The 16,660-nt window shown below is 41.4% G+C and carries 13 protein-coding genes and 1 tRNA gene; 6 read left to right on the forward strand and 8 right to left on the reverse strand.

Annotated features, from left to right (window positions below; translation table 11 throughout):
* Positions 1–113: 113 nt before the first annotated feature.
* Together hutI and ftcD are read left to right on the forward strand one after the other, a co-directional pair.
* On the forward strand, positions 114–1,373 hold the full coding sequence (gene hutI, locus MTBBW1_RS00520) for an imidazolonepropionase (RefSeq protein ID WP_080799615.1): 1,260 nt from the start codon (positions 114–116) through the stop codon (positions 1,371–1,373).
* Between the two features lie 170 nt (positions 1,374–1,543).
* Entirely contained in the window at positions 1,544–3,154 is a 1,611-nt protein-coding gene (gene ftcD, locus MTBBW1_RS00525; RefSeq protein ID WP_080797668.1) for a glutamate formimidoyltransferase, read from the forward strand.
* A gap of 138 nt (positions 3,155–3,292) precedes the next feature.
* On the opposite strand, the gene MTBBW1_RS00530 is transcribed toward ftcD, so the two are convergent.
* Positions 3,293–3,700 (reverse strand): hypothetical protein, encoded by a 408-nt coding sequence (locus MTBBW1_RS00530; protein WP_080797669.1) that lies wholly within the window; start codon positions 3,698–3,700, stop codon positions 3,293–3,295.
* Positions 3,701–4,202: 502 nt separating this feature from the next.
* Here MTBBW1_RS00530 and clpB point away from each other — a divergent pair.
* The gene (gene clpB, locus MTBBW1_RS00535; protein WP_080797670.1) at positions 4,203–6,809 is read left to right on the forward strand and encodes an ATP-dependent chaperone ClpB; all 2,607 of its coding nucleotides are present in this window, start codon (positions 4,203–4,205) and stop codon (positions 6,807–6,809) included.
* Between the two features lie 472 nt (positions 6,810–7,281).
* Here the strand turns inward: clpB and MTBBW1_RS00540 are convergent, their stop codons facing one another.
* From MTBBW1_RS00540 to MTBBW1_RS00570, 7 genes are all read right to left on the reverse strand, one after another.
* The gene (locus MTBBW1_RS00540) at positions 7,282–8,037 is read right to left on the reverse strand and encodes a phospholipid scramblase-related protein (RefSeq protein ID WP_080797672.1); all 756 of its coding nucleotides are present in this window, start codon (positions 8,035–8,037) and stop codon (positions 7,282–7,284) included.
* A gap of 131 nt (positions 8,038–8,168) precedes the next feature.
* Positions 8,169–9,047 (reverse strand): carboxy-S-adenosyl-L-methionine synthase CmoA, encoded by an 879-nt coding sequence (gene cmoA / locus MTBBW1_RS00545; RefSeq protein ID WP_080799617.1) that lies wholly within the window; start codon positions 9,045–9,047, stop codon positions 8,169–8,171.
* Positions 9,048–9,074: 27 nt separating this feature from the next.
* Positions 9,075–9,992, reverse strand: a complete 918-nt coding sequence (locus MTBBW1_RS00550; RefSeq protein WP_080797675.1) for a tRNA threonylcarbamoyladenosine dehydratase — start codon at positions 9,990–9,992, stop codon at positions 9,075–9,077.
* A 301-nt stretch (positions 9,993–10,293) separates the two neighbouring features.
* Positions 10,294–10,677: a fluoride efflux transporter CrcB gene (gene crcB, locus MTBBW1_RS00555; RefSeq protein WP_080797677.1), complete on the reverse strand. Its 384-nt coding sequence runs from the start codon at positions 10,675–10,677 to the stop codon at positions 10,294–10,296.
* An 85-nt stretch (positions 10,678–10,762) separates the two neighbouring features.
* Positions 10,763–10,839 (reverse strand) — tRNA-Met (locus MTBBW1_RS00560).
* Between the two features lie 104 nt (positions 10,840–10,943).
* The gene (gene thrH, locus MTBBW1_RS00565; protein ID WP_080797680.1) at positions 10,944–11,549 is read right to left on the reverse strand and encodes a bifunctional phosphoserine phosphatase/homoserine phosphotransferase ThrH; all 606 of its coding nucleotides are present in this window, start codon (positions 11,547–11,549) and stop codon (positions 10,944–10,946) included.
* Between the two features lie 3 nt (positions 11,550–11,552).
* Positions 11,553–12,863, reverse strand: a complete 1,311-nt coding sequence (locus MTBBW1_RS00570; RefSeq protein WP_080797683.1) for a homoserine dehydrogenase — start codon at positions 12,861–12,863, stop codon at positions 11,553–11,555.
* Positions 12,864–13,187: 324 nt separating this feature from the next.
* Between MTBBW1_RS00570 and purM the strand changes: the two genes are divergently transcribed.
* From purM to MTBBW1_RS00585, 3 genes are read left to right on the forward strand one after another with little or no spacing between them, the layout of a single operon-like run.
* Positions 13,188–14,231 (forward strand): phosphoribosylformylglycinamidine cyclo-ligase, encoded by a 1,044-nt coding sequence (purM, locus tag MTBBW1_RS00575; protein WP_080797686.1) that lies wholly within the window; start codon positions 13,188–13,190, stop codon positions 14,229–14,231.
* 26 nt (positions 14,232–14,257) lie between these two features.
* Entirely contained in the window at positions 14,258–15,385 is a 1,128-nt protein-coding gene (tsaD, locus tag MTBBW1_RS00580) for a tRNA (adenosine(37)-N6)-threonylcarbamoyltransferase complex transferase subunit TsaD (protein WP_080797689.1), read from the forward strand.
* 6 nt (positions 15,386–15,391) lie between these two features.
* Positions 15,392–16,648 carry a DEAD/DEAH box helicase gene (locus MTBBW1_RS00585; protein ID WP_080797693.1) on the forward strand — a complete coding sequence of 419 codons (1,257 nt, stop codon included), beginning with the start codon at positions 15,392–15,394 and terminating at the stop codon, positions 16,646–16,648.
* Positions 16,649–16,660: the final 12 nt, after the last annotated feature.

Here is a 16,660-nt window from a genome sequence, read left to right on the forward strand (position 1 = left end):
ACATTGAAACGTACTTGGCGGATTACCGCCACAATGGAAAGAATCAAAGTCATTTTTAAACAGTTAGTTATGGACGTTTTTATATGACTTGCATGGCGGCGATGAGGTTTCCCATGATCCGAAAATTATTCAAGAATGCAAATATATATACACCCGTTGATTACGGCAGACCCGCTGCCGGTGAGGCACAAACTGTGCTGAACCATTTTCCCCATGGTGCCATTATTGTTGAAGATGGCCTTATTAAGGCTGTGGGAAATGAACCGGAGCTTTTTGCCGGTGTTGAGAAGTCATGCGCAGGTTCCTGTGATGTTCATATGGAAATTGACTGTGCTGGAAAATGCCTGATTCCTGGATTTGTTGACCCGCACACACATATGTGCTTTGCTGAAAGGCGTGAAGGTGAATTTGAGATGAGAATAGGGGGGACTCCCTATCTTGAGATCCTTGGAAAAGGCGGAGGCATACTCTCATCTGTCAGAGCGGTTGCAGATTCAGGCGAAGAAAAACTATATGCTGTAACCCTCAAAAATGTTTTATCAGCTCTCAAATTCGGCACCACAACCGTTGAGATTAAAAGCGGTTACGGCCTTGATACACAAAATGAACTTAAAATGCTAAATGTGATTGACAAAGTTGCAAGAACCACTCCTCTTGATGTGGTTGCAACATTTCTTGGTGCCCACGCTGTTCCGCCAGAATACAGAAATGACAAGGATGGTTTTATTGATCTTGTGATAAGGGAGATGCTGCCGGCTGTCAAGGCACAGGGTGTTGCAATGTTCTGTGATATTTTCTGTGAAAAGGGCGTTTTTACAATTGAACAGGGAAGAAGGCTTCTGAAGGCTGCCAGAAAACTTGGGTTCGGAACAAAAATTCATGCAGATGAAGTGCACGATTTGGGTGGTGCAGCTCTTGCCGCTGAAATATCCTCCATATCTGCTGACCATCTGCTGGCAGCAAGTGATGAAAATATGGAAAAAATGGCAGCAGCCGGTGTGGTGGCAACCCTTTTACCGGCAACTGCATACAGTTTAAGAAAGCCCTATGCCCGTGCAAGAAAGATGATAGAAACAAATCTTCCGGTGGCACTTGCAACGGATTGCAATCCAGGATCAAGTTTTACCGAGTCCATGCCTTTCATTATCGGCCTTGCCGTCCTTAATATGGAGATGACTCCGGCTGAGGCTTTGACAGCAGCCACTCTTAATTCAGCATACGCAATTGACATGGCATCCAGGGTGGGAAGCCTTGATGTTGGAAAACAGGCAGATTTTCTGCTTCTGGATGGGAAATCTCCGGCTGTTCTTGCATATCATGCCGGTGTTTCTCCTGTAAGTTCGGTGTACAAATTGGGTGAAAAGATTGTTTGATAAATGAAGTATTACGCGGATTTTTTCAATGAGTGTAATCGTTTAATCCGTTTAATCAGTGATTCAGACAAATAGACCGAGACAGAAAAAGTTTAAAAAATTTCAAAAAGATATCATAATTTCAAAAAATATAAAAAAACAATAAGAAAAAATAGAAATAAGGATTAAAAATGAAAAAAATAGTTGAATGCGTCCCTAATTTTTCAGAGGGGCGTGACCGTGATGTGATCAATGCAATTGCCGATGCCATAAGTAAGACAGAAGGGTGTACCCTTCTTGATGTTGATCCAGGAAAATCCACACACAGAACTGTATATACCTTTGTGGGAGATCCAGAAAGTGTAATTGAGGGAGCACTTGCAGCGGCTCGTGTGGCTTTTAAAAGAATTGACATGCGAAAGCACAAGGGAGAACATCCAAGATTTGGTGCCATGGATGTCTGTCCGTTTATTCCGGTGGCAGGTGTTACAATGGAGGAGTGTGCAAAGATTGCAAAAAAGTTTGCTCAACGGGCAGCAGAAGCCTTGAATGTTCCGTTTTTTCTCTACGAAGAGGCTGCAGAACATGAATATCGGCGCAAGCTTCCGGATGTACGCAAGGGTGAATACGAAGCCTTAGAGGAGCGCCTCAAAGATCCAAAATGGAAACCTGATTTCGGCCCTGCCAGTTTTGTTCCCACCTGGGGTGCCACAGCTACAGGTGCCCGCATGTTCCTTATAGCTTATAATGTCAATATTCTTGGCACCTCCAACCAGGCCCACCGTATTGCCCTGAATCTCCGTGAAGCCGGCAGGGGAGAGGATGAACCAGGCCGCATGAAGGATGTAAAGGGTATGGGATGGTTTGTGGATGAATACAACATGGCCCAGGTAACCGTCAACCTTAATAACTACCATGTGACCGCCATCCATGAACTCTTTGAATCAGTCAAGGAGGAGGCTGCTGCCTTAAATGTTGGTGTTGCTGGTTCTGAAATTGTGGGAATCGTGCCCCTTGAATCCCTTATCATGGCGGCTGACTACTACATTGAAAAGGAAAATCTATTTATTTATGAAGAGGATCAAAAGGTTCGACTGGCAATAGAACGTCTGGGGTTAAATTCTGTTGCCCCTTTTAATCCCAAAGAGAAGGTTATTGAATATATTGTTGCAGAACCACCGGATGAACCTTTAGCATCCTTGAGTGTCAGAGGATTTATTGAGGAGATTGCCGCTCGCACATCTGCTCCTGGAGGCGGTTCTGCATCGGCTGCAATGGCAGCCATTGGCACAGGCCTTGGTTCCATGGTGGCTAAGCTTACCTATGGTGTAAGAAAATTCGAGAATGTGGATGCACACATGAGAAAACATATTCCTCTGCTCCATGATCTGACACAAAAACTGATTCCCATGATCGACGCTGACACCTCTGCCTTTAACGAATATATGGAAGGTCTCAGAATGCCAAGGGGAACAGATGAAGAGAAGGCCGAACGACATGCCAAGATGCAGGCGGGTCTTAAAACAGCGATTAATGTTCCACTGACGACAATGAGGCTTGCAGATGCTGCATGGGATGCTCTTTGCGAGGTTGCCAGATATGGGAATCCAGCATCAAAATCAGATGTCCAGGTGGGGGCAAAGGCTCTTGAGACAGGCATCTGGGGTGCTTACCAGAATGTCCTTATCAATATGGAGGATGTGGAGGATGAGGCTTACAAATCCGAGATACTTAAAGAGTCTGAAGCCATAGAGAAAAGAGCCAGGGAGAAATGCTCTGAAGTGCTTTCTTTGTTAGGTTGAACTTCTCTGAGTCTTAATTAAGTCTAAATCGTTGTATTTTTTAGCATCTTTCATTTGTCGGTTTACACTTTTTTTGAACCATGATTTTCATGATTAAGGGATTATCTTGATTTTTAATCGTGTTAATCCTTAAATCCTTTAATCATGGTTCAGCATAAGATCATAATTTATTGCAGATTCACGGCTTATAACTTCAAAGCGACTTTGGCTTATTTCTAAACCCAACAATTTGTTAAGAGAAATTTGGGATTCTTTGAAACTGTCGCGAATATTACAAATATTCATCCATTCTTGTAACAAATAAGAATAACATCTATCTGGAAGGTTAGCCATGGCATCTAAGGGCATGACGCCGGCTTCATATTCACTTCGATAACAACTCCTGGGAACTTTTAATTTTCCAAAAATTAAAAAATAATCTCGTCCGTAAAGACCTGGCTGTTTTGTCAGCACAGTACCATTTTCCAATAACGTACATGGCGGATTACCGCCACAATCGAAGGGATGAAAGTCGTTTTTAAAACAGGCTGTTACGGAGACTTTCATATAAATAATTCTTGCCCCTTATCCCCTGTCCCTATTGTCGCAAAATAGGCTGTCATAGCAGATAAGCCTATGTTCATTAATCTCGCAAAAATGGCTTTTTCCATTTCATAGGCTTCTAAATTAGAGCTCATGTTTACAACAAACTCAAAAAGATATAGTACTTGATTTTAACCTTTAATTCTGCTTTGTTCAATTGAAAAAGCTTGCATCGTAATCTCCTTTTTTAAAACGTTAATGATGGTCATTAATAATGCCACAAATTGGGGGATGAGTGTAAGCTTTTTTTTATAACGGCCATGGCAGACACACCTGCCACAACGAAGCATGAAAGTCCTTAGAACCTTAAAAGACAGGGACTTTCTTATAAAACAGAATATTATCTAATAGTTATGTGTTGATCGAAAAAGGGTACACTCAATTTAGAATTGCTGCATCATTGACAAAGATTATTGTTGTATTACTTTTCATTGAAACAACTAAAAACTCATGAAGGGAGAAGAGTATGCAATTTGATAAACTGACCATAAAATCACAACAGATGATCCAGAGTGCCCAGTCCATTGCATTGAGGAAAAACAACCAGGCCATTGAGACAATCCACCTTTTGAAGGCAATGCTGGAGGACAAAGATGGTATCGCTGTATCCATAATAAGGAAAGCCGGAGCAACACTTGAGCAGATTTCAGCTCTTCTGGATAATGCTATTAATAAGCTTGTTCAGGTGACAGGAGCCGGAGAGATTTATCTTTCAACATCATTGAAAAAAGTTATTGACAGAGCTTTTATTGAAGCTGACAAGATGAAGGATCAATATGTAAGCCTTGAACATCTGCTTCTGGCAATGCTTCATGTTCCTGGGATTCATCAGGATATACTTAAACAAAGTGGTGTATCCCTTGATATTGTGCTTACAGTTCTCAAGGAAATCCGAGGTAACCAGACCATCACTGACCAGAATCCTGAAGAGACATACCAGGCCCTTGAAAAATACGGTCGAAACCTTACAGAACTTGCAAGAACCGGAAAGCTTGATCCTGTAATTGGAAGGGACGAGGAGATAAGGCGTATTGTTCAGGTTCTATCAAGACGCAGAAAGAACAACCCTGTACTTATTGGAGAACCAGGAGTTGGCAAGACAGCAATTGTTGAGGGGCTTGCCCAGAGAATAGTGGCAGGAGATGTATCTGAAAGCCTTAAAAATCGTAAAGTGATTGAACTGAACATGGGCGCACTTGTAGCAGGAGCAAAGTATCGGGGGGAGTTTGAAGAGCGCCTAAAGGCAGTTTTAAAGGAGGTAGAAGCTTCCCAGGGCGAGATAGTTCTATTTATTGATGAACTTCATACAGTGGTTGGTGCCGGTGCCGCAGAAGGGTCAATGGATGCTTCAAACATGCTTAAGCCTGCCCTTGCAAGGGGTACTTTAAGGTGCGTTGGAGCAACAACCCTTGACGAGTACCGCAAATATATTGAAAAAGATGCTGCCCTTGAGCGCCGTTTTCAGCCTGTATATGCTTCAGAACCCTCTGTGGAGGATACTATATCAATATTGAGGGGGCTTAAGGAGAAATATGAGGTTCATCACGGAGTGAGGATTAAGGATTCAGCCATTGTTGCTGCAGCAGCCCTTTCAAATCGCTATATTGCCGATCGCTTTTTGCCTGACAAGGCAATTGATCTTGTCGATGAATCTGCTTCTCGCTTGAGAATTGAGATCGACAGCATGCCACTTGTGATTGATGAGGTGCAAAGAAGGATTACCCAGGCCGAAATTGAGAGACAGGCACTGAAAAAAGAGAAAGATCCTGCATCAATGGAGAGGCTTCATAAGCTTGAAAAGAAACTTGCAGAGATGCATGAAGAGATTGGCCCTATGAAACTGCACTGGGACAATGAAAAACGTTTGATTCAGGAGATAAGTAGCATAAGGGAGCGCATGGATCAGGCACAGACAGAAGCTCAGATTGCAGAGAGGGAAGGGGATCTTGCAAAGGTAGCTCAGATCAAATACGGCACCATTCAAGGATATCAGCGGGAACTTAACGAGAAAAAAAGCGAGCTTGACAAGGTACAATCTGAACGCAGAATGCTAAAAGAGGATGTTGAAGAGTCAGACATTGCTGATGTTGTCTCTTCCTGGACAGGCATTCCTGTTTCAAGGATGCTCAAAGGCGAGCAGGAGAAACTGATTCAGATGGAATCACATATCAGGAAGAGGGTGATTGGACAGACAAAGGCCATTGACGCTGTTTCCAATGCTGTCAGGCGTGCACGTTCAGGTTTGCAGTCTGCTGATCGTCCCATTGGAACATTTATTTTCATGGGACCGACTGGTGTTGGAAAAACCGAGCTTGCCAAGGCGCTTGCTGAGTTTATCTTTGACAGTGAACAGGCAATGGTAAGAATTGACATGTCAGAGTATATGGAAAAGCACTCTGTTGCCCGTCTTATTGGTGCGCCTCCAGGATATGTTGGCTATGAAGAGGGTGGTGCTCTTACCGAAGCTGTGAGAAGACGTCCCTATGCTGTTCTTCTTTTTGACGAAATTGAAAAAGCCCACCCTGATGTATTTAATATTCTGCTTCAGGTGTTAGATGATGGCAGAATGACCGATGGACATGGAAGAACTGTTGATTTTACAAACACCATAATCATAATGACATCCAATGTAGGCAGCCGTTTTATACAGGAAGCAGGAGTCTTGGGAAAAATTTCAGAGTCTTCAGATCAGGCTCTCTATGCCACAGGAATTGCTCAGGCTTTGAAAGACTCTTTTAAACCTGAGTTTCTTAACAGGATAGATGAGATAATCACCTTTGAAAATCTCTCAAGGGAAGATATAAAAGCAATCGCAATGATACAGATAAATGGATTAAACAGACGTCTTGCTTCAAAAAAGATTGAGGTGGAACTTACTGAAAGCGCCATGGATTTCATTGTTGATAAAGGGTATGACCCTGCATTTGGTGCAAGGCCATTAAAGCGGGTTATTCAGCAGCATATGGAAAATAGACTTGCCATGACCCTTTTGAAGGGAGATGTTAAAGATGGTGAGAAGATCGTTTTTGATGTTGAGCCCGAAGGGAACAGTCTGGTAACAATGAGGCTATAAAACGGCATTATTATAGACTTCCAGAAAAATATTTTTCCATCTCTACTTTGAAGGGCAACCACATAGGGTTGCCCCTACGTTGTGCTTGCAAATTTAATTATCTGGAAAACTATATAAGCTATGTTTTCCTGCCTTGATGTGAATATAACGTCTTATACTGTTCCAGATAATTAGAGCCTGTTTAAATATTACTGGCTCTTAACCTTTAATCCCGGGTATCATGCTTCAGACCAAACATGATCTTGCAACAAAAATATGCACAAACAGTTAAGTCACCTTTATTCAATAAGTATCGAAAAGACCATCAAGGTGTCGCTTTTGAGAAGGCAAATTCAGGCATTGAGACAGTTTGCTGGCAATAATACTGAATTTGCTGAAATTATGCGTGGTCTTGCACTGCTTTAATGAAAAACGGGAGAATTATTTTATTTATAGATGCTTCTAAATTACATTATTCTGACTCTGCTAACTACTATCTTTCAAAGTGAACAAAATCAATAAGAAAAACCGCTCCCATAAGCATCGCCTTTTGGCTTATGTCAGCATCATGTGGAAATTCAACTCCGAAATCATCAGCTTTACTGAAAGTTTCCTTAAAAAAGCCGCTCCATTTCTTTGTGATTTTTCCAACCTCCATTCCGTTTTTAATGATTTTAAATGTCCAGGGATGGAGAATAGGGCCAAAAAGCCTAAAGATTTCTCTTTCAAGAGCATTGTAGATAATATATTCCCTTCTTAATATTCCGAATTGCCGCCTGATGGTTCCAAGCAGTTCTCCATTGGAATTGAAAACATCGAGTTCGTGGAAAAAAAAACGGAAAGGTCTTTCAAGGCTTAGGGCAAGAGAGCCATCACGATTAAAAACTTCAAGTATAAATGGCCGCCAGTTTCCCATAAACAGTCTTGATAAAATTGCACTTATGGCAGTACTCGTTTCAACAGCTTCAAAAAGGTTGAAATTTACAGTGTAACGGTTACGGTTCTCAATCCCTAACCACACTTCTGATTTTTCCATATGTTGCTGAATAAACAATTTGCGGCTATCTTTTAGCCCTGCCAGTTCATGACCCTGGTTTGTATTACCCATAAGAGCCTGTCTTTCTAACTCTTTCGTTTTTCTTGCAATAAATTTTGAGACTATTATTCCACATTCTGGGCATTCAAAAAAATTTTCTTCCCCTGTGAAATTACATTTGGGACATTTATTGGTTGATTGTAAACTCTCCATCTTGATAATCCTCTATTGCTGGGCAAAATGGTTTTATGTTAGATCAATTGGATTATTAGATTCTTATCTCTAATTTTTAGCTGGGATGCAGCTATTTACATACAGTTAAACCTTGAAAGAGGATTAAGTGACTATCTAATTGCTATAAATGAGACAAAATTAAACCATTTTAGCCAAATATCTATTTTTTTGAATCCTGCCCGTCCAAGGCGTTCCATATGGGATTTTGTTGTTTCAGGAATCAGTATATTTTCAAGAGCCTCTCTTTTCCTGCTTATTTCAAGTTCTGAATATCCGTTATCCAGCTTGAAATTCTTGTAAAAATCCTGCTGAAGCCCGCAAATATCTCTATCTTCATGGGATATTTTTTCCGATAAAATAAGAATCCCGCCAGGAACCATGCCATCATGAATTCCCTTTATGAATTGATCTCTTTTGGAAAGCTTTATGAACTGCATGGTGAGGTTGACGATAACAGCAGATGCCCTGGAAATGACAATATCTTCTGCAAGAGAACATACCAGACATATTTTATTGTCGCTTTTCTTATTGCTATATCCGCCTTTATGAAGTCTGTTTTTGTATTTTGCAATCATGGGAAAAGAGCTGTCAACGGCAATCATTGTGAATGGGTGGCTATTTTGCATTGAAGGACGTGGATAAAGACCATTATTAATGCCGGAAAAGAAGTTCATCATCATTATCCCAAGATTGCCATGGGAGCAGCCAAGATCATACATAAAAGTACCTGGCTTGTAAAATCTTTGTGCCATCTGGCACTGACGCTGAATACTTTCCATATACAGGGGAACAGATCTTTTAATCATGTCATCAAATACTGCTGTTACCTCCTCATTGAATGCAAAGGGTGAAACCGGAGCCAGGTTATTTGCAAATATTGTATCTTTCCCAGAAGGGAAATCACTTTCCGCAGCTTTATTCTCGTCAGAAGCAGAATAAAATTGGGATTTAGTAATATTTGAAGGTGAAAAATTTTTATGATTTGTCATTTTATTTGCCATCAAAATTATTTGCCGTCAGATCATGTCACCAAGAATAATTTTCAGTGCTTCAAGGGCTGCAATATAACCAAAAATTCCGCTTATCATAGAGAGGCTTCCCATGGGATTTCTCTGTCTGCCGCTTTTAAGGAAATTCTCTTCAAGGGATTGGGAGACACTTTCCCTTGAAGCAATTTCTGTGGAATAGACACAGTGTATTCCCGACTCAATTCCTCTTCGTTTTAATCTTTTTCTCACGGATCTTGCAAGTGGACATCCCATTGTTTCAGAAATATCTCCGGTCTTTATGGCTCCAGGATCCTTACGTCGTGCAGCACCCATGCTTGAAACAACCGGAATCTCTCTTTTTACCATCTCAAATAGAATCGAAACTTTGGGATTAAGACTGTCTATTGCATCTATGACAACATGGCTGGGATGTGAAGGTTGTAAAGATTGGCAAGGGGGTGATGGTTTTTTGCAATTGCCATGATTGCCCGGGATATTATTGCCTGTGATATGAGGGGCTCTGCTATGATTACATTGGATATGATTGTCTTGGATACGATTGTGTGCAAGATGATTAGATGAATCGCGATTACAGGAGACATTACTGAATACCAGATCAAAGGTCTCCTCATGGCAAAGGGTGTTGAATATTTCAACCTTGATGTCGGGGTTGATCTGCTTCAGACGGTCAAAGGCGGCATCGGTTTTTTTGCGACCTATATTATTTTCAACAGCAAGAAGTTGACGGTTGAAATTACTTGTGCTGATTTCATCAAAGTCAACAATTCTAATGGTTCCTATGCCGCTTCTTGCAAGTGCTTCAATGGCGTGTGAACCTACTGCTCCAAGTCCTATGACTGTGACAGATGAATTCTCAAGTCTATCCATGGCAGAAGCGCCGAGCATAAGCTCTGTGCGTTTAAATTTATCTCTATTGAATGGCATATCTGAAAGTTAGGGTTACAAAATAAAAATTCCATTTTATCTCCTGCAAAAGCAGATAGTTATGGAAAAATCCGCCTAAAAAGTGCTTATGAAAGAATCCACCTAAAAAGTGCTTATGAAAGAATCCACCTAAACGGGCATGATTGATTACGTATTAATCATCCCCAAATACAAAAATGATAGTCATTTTCACGGTAAACGGGCATGATTGATTACGTATCAATCACCCCCAAATATAAAAATGATAGTCATTTTCACGGTAAAGTACTTATGAAAAATTCCGACCAGAAGAGTAGTCAATTTATTTCCAAAAAAAATTGACCATATATCTGCCTGTAAGTACTGCAAAAAGCCCGAGACAAAGGTGTGTTGTCACATTCAGTATGGCAAAATCAAGTTTTCGGTCATTTAAAAGCTGCACAGTTTCATTCCCGAATGTTGAAAATGTGGTAAAAGCTCCAAGCACTCCCATAAAAACAAGAAGCCTCAATTCAGGAGAAAATATATTTTTGAGTTCATCCCACCTTGAGAGCACCCCTATAATGATGCAGCCTGTTACATTGACAGCAAGTGTGCCAACAGGGAAGCCCCAGGAATATGTTGATTTATGGATATAACTGTTCAGGGCATATCTGAGAACTGCACCGGTAAAGCCACCTATTCCCACCAGCAGAATTTTTACCATGTGAAATATCCTTCTTTAAGAACAGTTCATAAACTAAAAAAGGGGATTGGCACTTTGCCAAACCCCCTTTAGTAAAATCAAATTTTGGTAGCGGGGAGAGGATTCGAACCTCTGACCTTCGGGTTATGAGCCCGACGAGCTACCAGACTGCTCCACCCCGCAACAACTCGGCTAATATAGGGGAAACTCTTTTTGAAGTCAAGAGGTTTTCTGAAAATTTTTTAACAACACATTTCTGATACCCCATTAATGAGTTTAATTCGTTTTCACCCTTTAAGGAAGGTATTCAGCTTTGCCTTAAGTTCATCATATGTCCGCGTTACATCAAATTGCGGAAACTCCTTGATCACGTTGTCAGGGGGTCGGAAGAAAAATGCATCATCAGCCTCTTTGAGCATGGCTGTATCATTATATGAATCCCCAAAAGCAACTGTTCGGTAATTAAGCCCCTTAAATGCCCTTACAGCATGTTTTTTCTGGCTGGCCTGCCTCAGTTTATAATCTGAAATTCGTCCCGAAGGATCAATTTCAAGGCTGTGGCACAGTAGAGCCGGGTAGTTGAGTTTTTTCATCAAAGGCCTTGCAAACTCCTCAAATGTGTCTGAAAGGATAATGATCTGAGAACGTTCCCTTATCCAGTTGAGAGTTTCAAATGCCCCTTCAAGTGGCTCCATTGTTTCAATGACCTCTGTAATATCCTTAAGCTTAAGGCCATGCTGATCCAGCACAGAGAGGCGTTTAGTCATAAGTACATCATAGTCACTGATCTCTCTTGTGGTGAGTTTTAGTTCATCAATACCTGTTTTTTTCGCAACATTAATCCAGATTTCAGGTACCCATACACCTTCAAGATCACAACAAATAAGATTCATTTTTTATTCTTCCTCAATTCTGATGACAACTGGTTTCTCGGGTATTGCGTCAAGGGAGGCAATTTCCGCTAAGGATTTCTGTATCTCTTTTTCCATGGCCTTGTGGGTGATCATTACCACCGGTACTGTACCGTTGGTTCTCCTGCCTTTCTGATGAACAGATTTTATGCTTATGCCCTGATCTCCCAGAATACCAGATATTTTTGACAGCACACCCGGGTGATCAGAAGCTTCAAGCCTTATGTAGTAACATGTACTGGTCTCCGTGAATGGCATAATCGGAATCTTTTTGATATTTTTTTGAGGGCTGCCAAGGATCGGCATCCGTTTTTTGCTTCCGGTCATTATATTTCTGGCAATGTCGGCAATATCGCTTACAACTGCGCTTGCAGTTGGCATCATGCCGGCACCGGCTCCGTAAAGCATTGTCCTACCTGTGGCATCACCATCAATTGTAACAGCATTCATGGAGCCGTTGACATGTGCAAGAGGGTGGCTTTCCGGTATCATGGTAGGATGTACCCTTGCTTCCACTGAATCTGAATGGTTTTTGCTTATGGCAAGCAGTTTGATGCTGTATCCAAACTCACGGGCATTCTGTATATCCATAGGCGTGATGCTGCTGATACCTTCAACATATATGTCATCAAGGTTTATCTCCATACCATAGGCAAGGGATGTAAGAATTGCCAGTTTGTGGGCAGAGTCATGGCCCTCAATATCAAGAAAAGGATCAGCTTCAGCATATCCTTTTTCCTGGGCCTCCTTTAGTGCTTCATCAAAAGGGCATCCTTCGCTGGTTATCTTGGTAAGAATATAGTTGCACGTACCATTTAGGATCCCTGTCATGGAGTCAATCCGGTTTGCAACAAGGGACTCTCTTATGCTTTTTATTACGGGCATACAGCCGCCAACACTTGCTTCAAAGGCAAAATCAAGCTCTTTTTCCCTTGCTGTCTGCACAATAATATTTCCAAAGGATGCAATAAGAGCCTTGTTGGCAGTGACAACGTGCTTTCCATTTTCAAGGGCCTTTAGTGTAAAGTCCTTGGCAACCTTTGTGCCGCCTATAAGCTCCACTATAATGTTGATATCCGGATCATTGATAACTGTTCCTGCATCTGATATAAATACACCTTCCGGAAATGAAATACCCCTGTCTGTTGTTGTGTCAAGATCCGCAACATATTTCAGGTTGACAGGTACTCCAATCCTTGACTCAAGCAACTCTGCCTTTTCCATCAAAAGCTTTGCCACTCCCGTTCCAACGACACCACATCCCAATATGCCGATATTGATCTTTTTTGTTTTCATACATATTTCTCCGGCTTTACCTTAAAAATGCATCTGATTTTTATATTTGGGGATGATTGAGACGTAACCATGCCCTTTTAGTTTTTTCTTCTACCGTGAAAATGACTATCATTTTTATATTTGGGGGTGATTGATACGTAATCAATCATGCCTGTTTAAACAAACAGAGTGTCTGCTTTAAATACAGTATAGCTTCGTTGATGTCAAAAAGGTTTTGACATTTCAGAATAATAAGACTACTCTTTTTTACTTAAAATTTTCGATTAAATTTAGTTTAAGTGAACGTCTTCATATATAGCTGATTTCTGAATAGAGGAGTATTTAATGGTTGAAGCATTGACATATGCTGATGCAGGGGTTGATATCAACAAGGCAAATGATCTTGTACAGAGGATCAAGCAAATTGCGAAAACAACCCCGAGAACAGGTGTTATGGGAGAGATTGGTGGCTTTGGCGGTCTCTTCTCCCTGAATTTATCTCATTACAAAAATCCTGTGCTGGTAAGCTCTACAGATGGCGTCGGTACCAAACTTAAAATTGCCTTTGCCATGGACAGACATAACACAATTGGAATTGATCTTGTAGCCATGTGTGTTAATGACATTATAGTCCAGGGTGCAAAACCTTTGTTTTTCCTTGACTATCTGGCAATGGGTAAGCTGGATACAGATGTGGCTGCCCAGATCATTGAGGGTATTGCAAGGGGATGCAGTGAGTCCCAATGCGCCCTTATTGGTGGAGAAACCGCTGAAATGCCAGGTATCTATAATGATGCTGAATATGACCTTTCAGGTTTTTCAGTAGGTATTGTGGATAACACAAGGATTATAGATGGCTCGGAAATCCGTAATGGACACAAGCTTATAGGACTTGCATCAAGCGGTGTCCACAGCAATGGTTTCTCCCTTGTAAGAAAAATCTGTTTTGACAAGTGCGGCTACAATGTTGAAACTCATATCCCAGACCTTGGAAAAACCCTTGGTGAAGAGCTGATTACTCCAACACGTATCTATACACAGACAATGCTTGGTCTTATTCGGGATCTTCCCATTCACGGTATTGCACATATCACCGGCGGCGGCATTGACGAAAACATTATTCGCATTATACCGGATGCATGTAAAGTGATAGTGGATAGGTCAAGCTGGGAGGTTCCGGCAGTTTTCAGGTTCCTTCAGGAGGCAGGCGGAGTCTCTGACCACGAAATGCACCGTACATTCAACAATGGTATAGGAATGATTGTGGTAGTTCCGGAAAACATTGCCCAGGATCTTATGGATCGTCTATCTGCCATGGAAGAAAAGGCATACCTCATAGGCGAAATTGCCTCAAGAACAGATTCTGAACCCCAGGTTGAGTGGGTGTGATAAAAAAATAAAGTTGGAGTTGTATTGTGATAATCCTTGGAGTTGAGTCCTCCTGTGATGAAACCGCTGCCGCAGTAATTGAAAATGGAACTGTCATAAGATCTTCTGTGGTATCTTCCCAGGTTGCTACACACCATAAATATGGTGGCGTTGTGCCTGAACTTGCCTCCAGAATGCACGTTGAATCTATTCTTCCTGTTGTAACAGAAGCCATATCATCTGCAGGAGTTAAAATGGATGATATTGAAGGTGTTGCAGTAACCCGTGGCCCAGGCCTTATTGGAGCTCTTCTTGTTGGTTTCTCTTTTGCAAAGGCATTTGCCTGGGCAAGGGGTATCCCATGGACAGGGGTAAATCACCTTGAAGGTCACATATACTCTGTGCTTCTTTCAGACGATCCACCACCATTTCCTTTTGTTGTTCTTCTTGCTTCAGGCGGTCATACAAATTTGTATCATGTGACATCATTTAATGATTTTGAGTTGATGGGACAAACCAGGGATGATGCTGCAGGCGAAGCCTTTGACAAGGTGGCAAAAATGCTTGGACTTGGCTATCCAGGGGGAGCTGTTATTGAAAAACTTGCTCAAACAGGAGAACCATCAGCAATAGCCTTTCCAAGATCCTTCCTTGAAAAGGAGAGCTTTGACTTCAGTTTCAGCGGTCTAAAATCTGCTGTTTTAAGATATATTCATGAAAACAACGTAGATATAGACAGCCCGGATGATAAAGAGGGGATAAAGGCAGATATTGCAGCATCTTTTCAGGACTCTGTGGTTGATGTTTTGTCCCACAAGCTTATCCATGCCGCCGTCAGCAGAGGAGTTGCCCATATTGCAGTAGCAGGTGGAGTTGCAGCCAATGGAGTTCTAAGGAAAAGGCTTGATGAATTGATTTCATCACAACCATCTTCTGATGGGAATGGAAATAAATCTTTATGGTCAAATTCACCGGCCACCCCAGGCCATGAAAACAAGGGAATTTTTCGTGGTAATTGTTCTTTCAAATATGAATCCATGAAACTGCATACACCGTCCATAGAGCTTTGTGGTGATAATGCCGCAATGATTGCCGCAAGGGGATACAGAATGATTCTTGACGGAAACCTTTGCAACCTTGACCACGATGTCTTTTCCAGAACCAGGATAAAATGAGAAAAAATGAAGTTTGAAAAATATCATATATCACAGGAAATAAAGAATAACTTGAATCTTATGGGCTTTTTAAGGCCTACAGATATTCAGTTCAAGGCCATACCTCCCATAATGAACGGTGAAGATGTGCTTGCCATTGCCCAAACAGGAACAGGTAAGACAGCAGCCTTTGCCATCCCTGTAATTGACAGGATTCATAGAAACAAGAGCAGTAAACGCACATCCGGAATAAAGTGCCTTGTAATGGTTCCAACCCGTGAACTTGCTATGCAGATAGGAGATGTCTTTGAATCCATAGCAGGCCATACAAGGACAAAAATTTTTACCCTGTTCGGCGGTGTAGAGCAGGATGCCCAGATTAGAAAGCTTCAAAAAGGCATTGATATTTTAATTGCAACTCCTGGCAGAATGTTTGATCTTATTAGCCAAAACTACCTGAACCTTGATTTCATTGATACCCTTGTCCTTGACGAAGCAGATCACATGCTTGACCTTGGCTTCATTAACGATATCCGCTCTGTAAAAAGAAAATTAAGAAACAGGCACCAGACACTTTTCTTTTCCGCAACCATTAACAGTGAAATAAAGAAACTTGCCTACTCACAAGTAAACACATCGGCCATTCGTATTGAGATATCCCCTGAAGATCCGGTTTCTAAAAATGTTTCCCATGCAGTCATGTTTGTGGAGATGGATGACAAGCGTTTTTTTCTATCCCGTTTCATCAAAGAGCACCCTGAAAGCAGAATTATTGTTTTTGTCAGAACAAGGGTCAGGGCAGAACGGGTTGAAAAAGCCATGTCGAGAGCAGAGATTCCATCATTTAATCTGCACGGTGGAAAGGAGCAAAAAGATCGTACAGATGTTATGAACCGATTCAAGAGCGGAGATTTCAATATTCTCATTGCCACAGATGTTAGTGCCAGGGGGATTGATGTCGCCGATGTTGATTATGTAATAAATTATGATCTTCCTGAAAAAGCAGAAAATTATGTGCACAGGGTGGGCAGAACCGGCAGGGGAACCAAAAAGGGAATTGCATTATCTTTTTGCAGCCCTGAAGAACAATCCCGCCTTGAGGCAATAGAGAAGTTCATTACAAAAAAAATTGAAGTGTTTCCAATAACTAAAGAAGAGTATTCCTTCACACTTGCTTATCAGTATGATGAAGACAAAAGCCCCAAAGAGCTAATTGACGAAAACGAAGATTGGCTGAAGCAGAAGCGAAGAAAAAAGAACAAAAAGAATAAACGCCCCAGATAGTGCTGCCGTAAA

This window comes from Desulfamplus magnetovallimortis (assembly GCF_900170035.1).
In the GTDB taxonomy this organism is placed as follows: Bacteria; Desulfobacterota; Desulfobacteria; order Desulfobacterales; family Desulfobacteraceae; genus Desulfamplus; species Desulfamplus magnetovallimortis.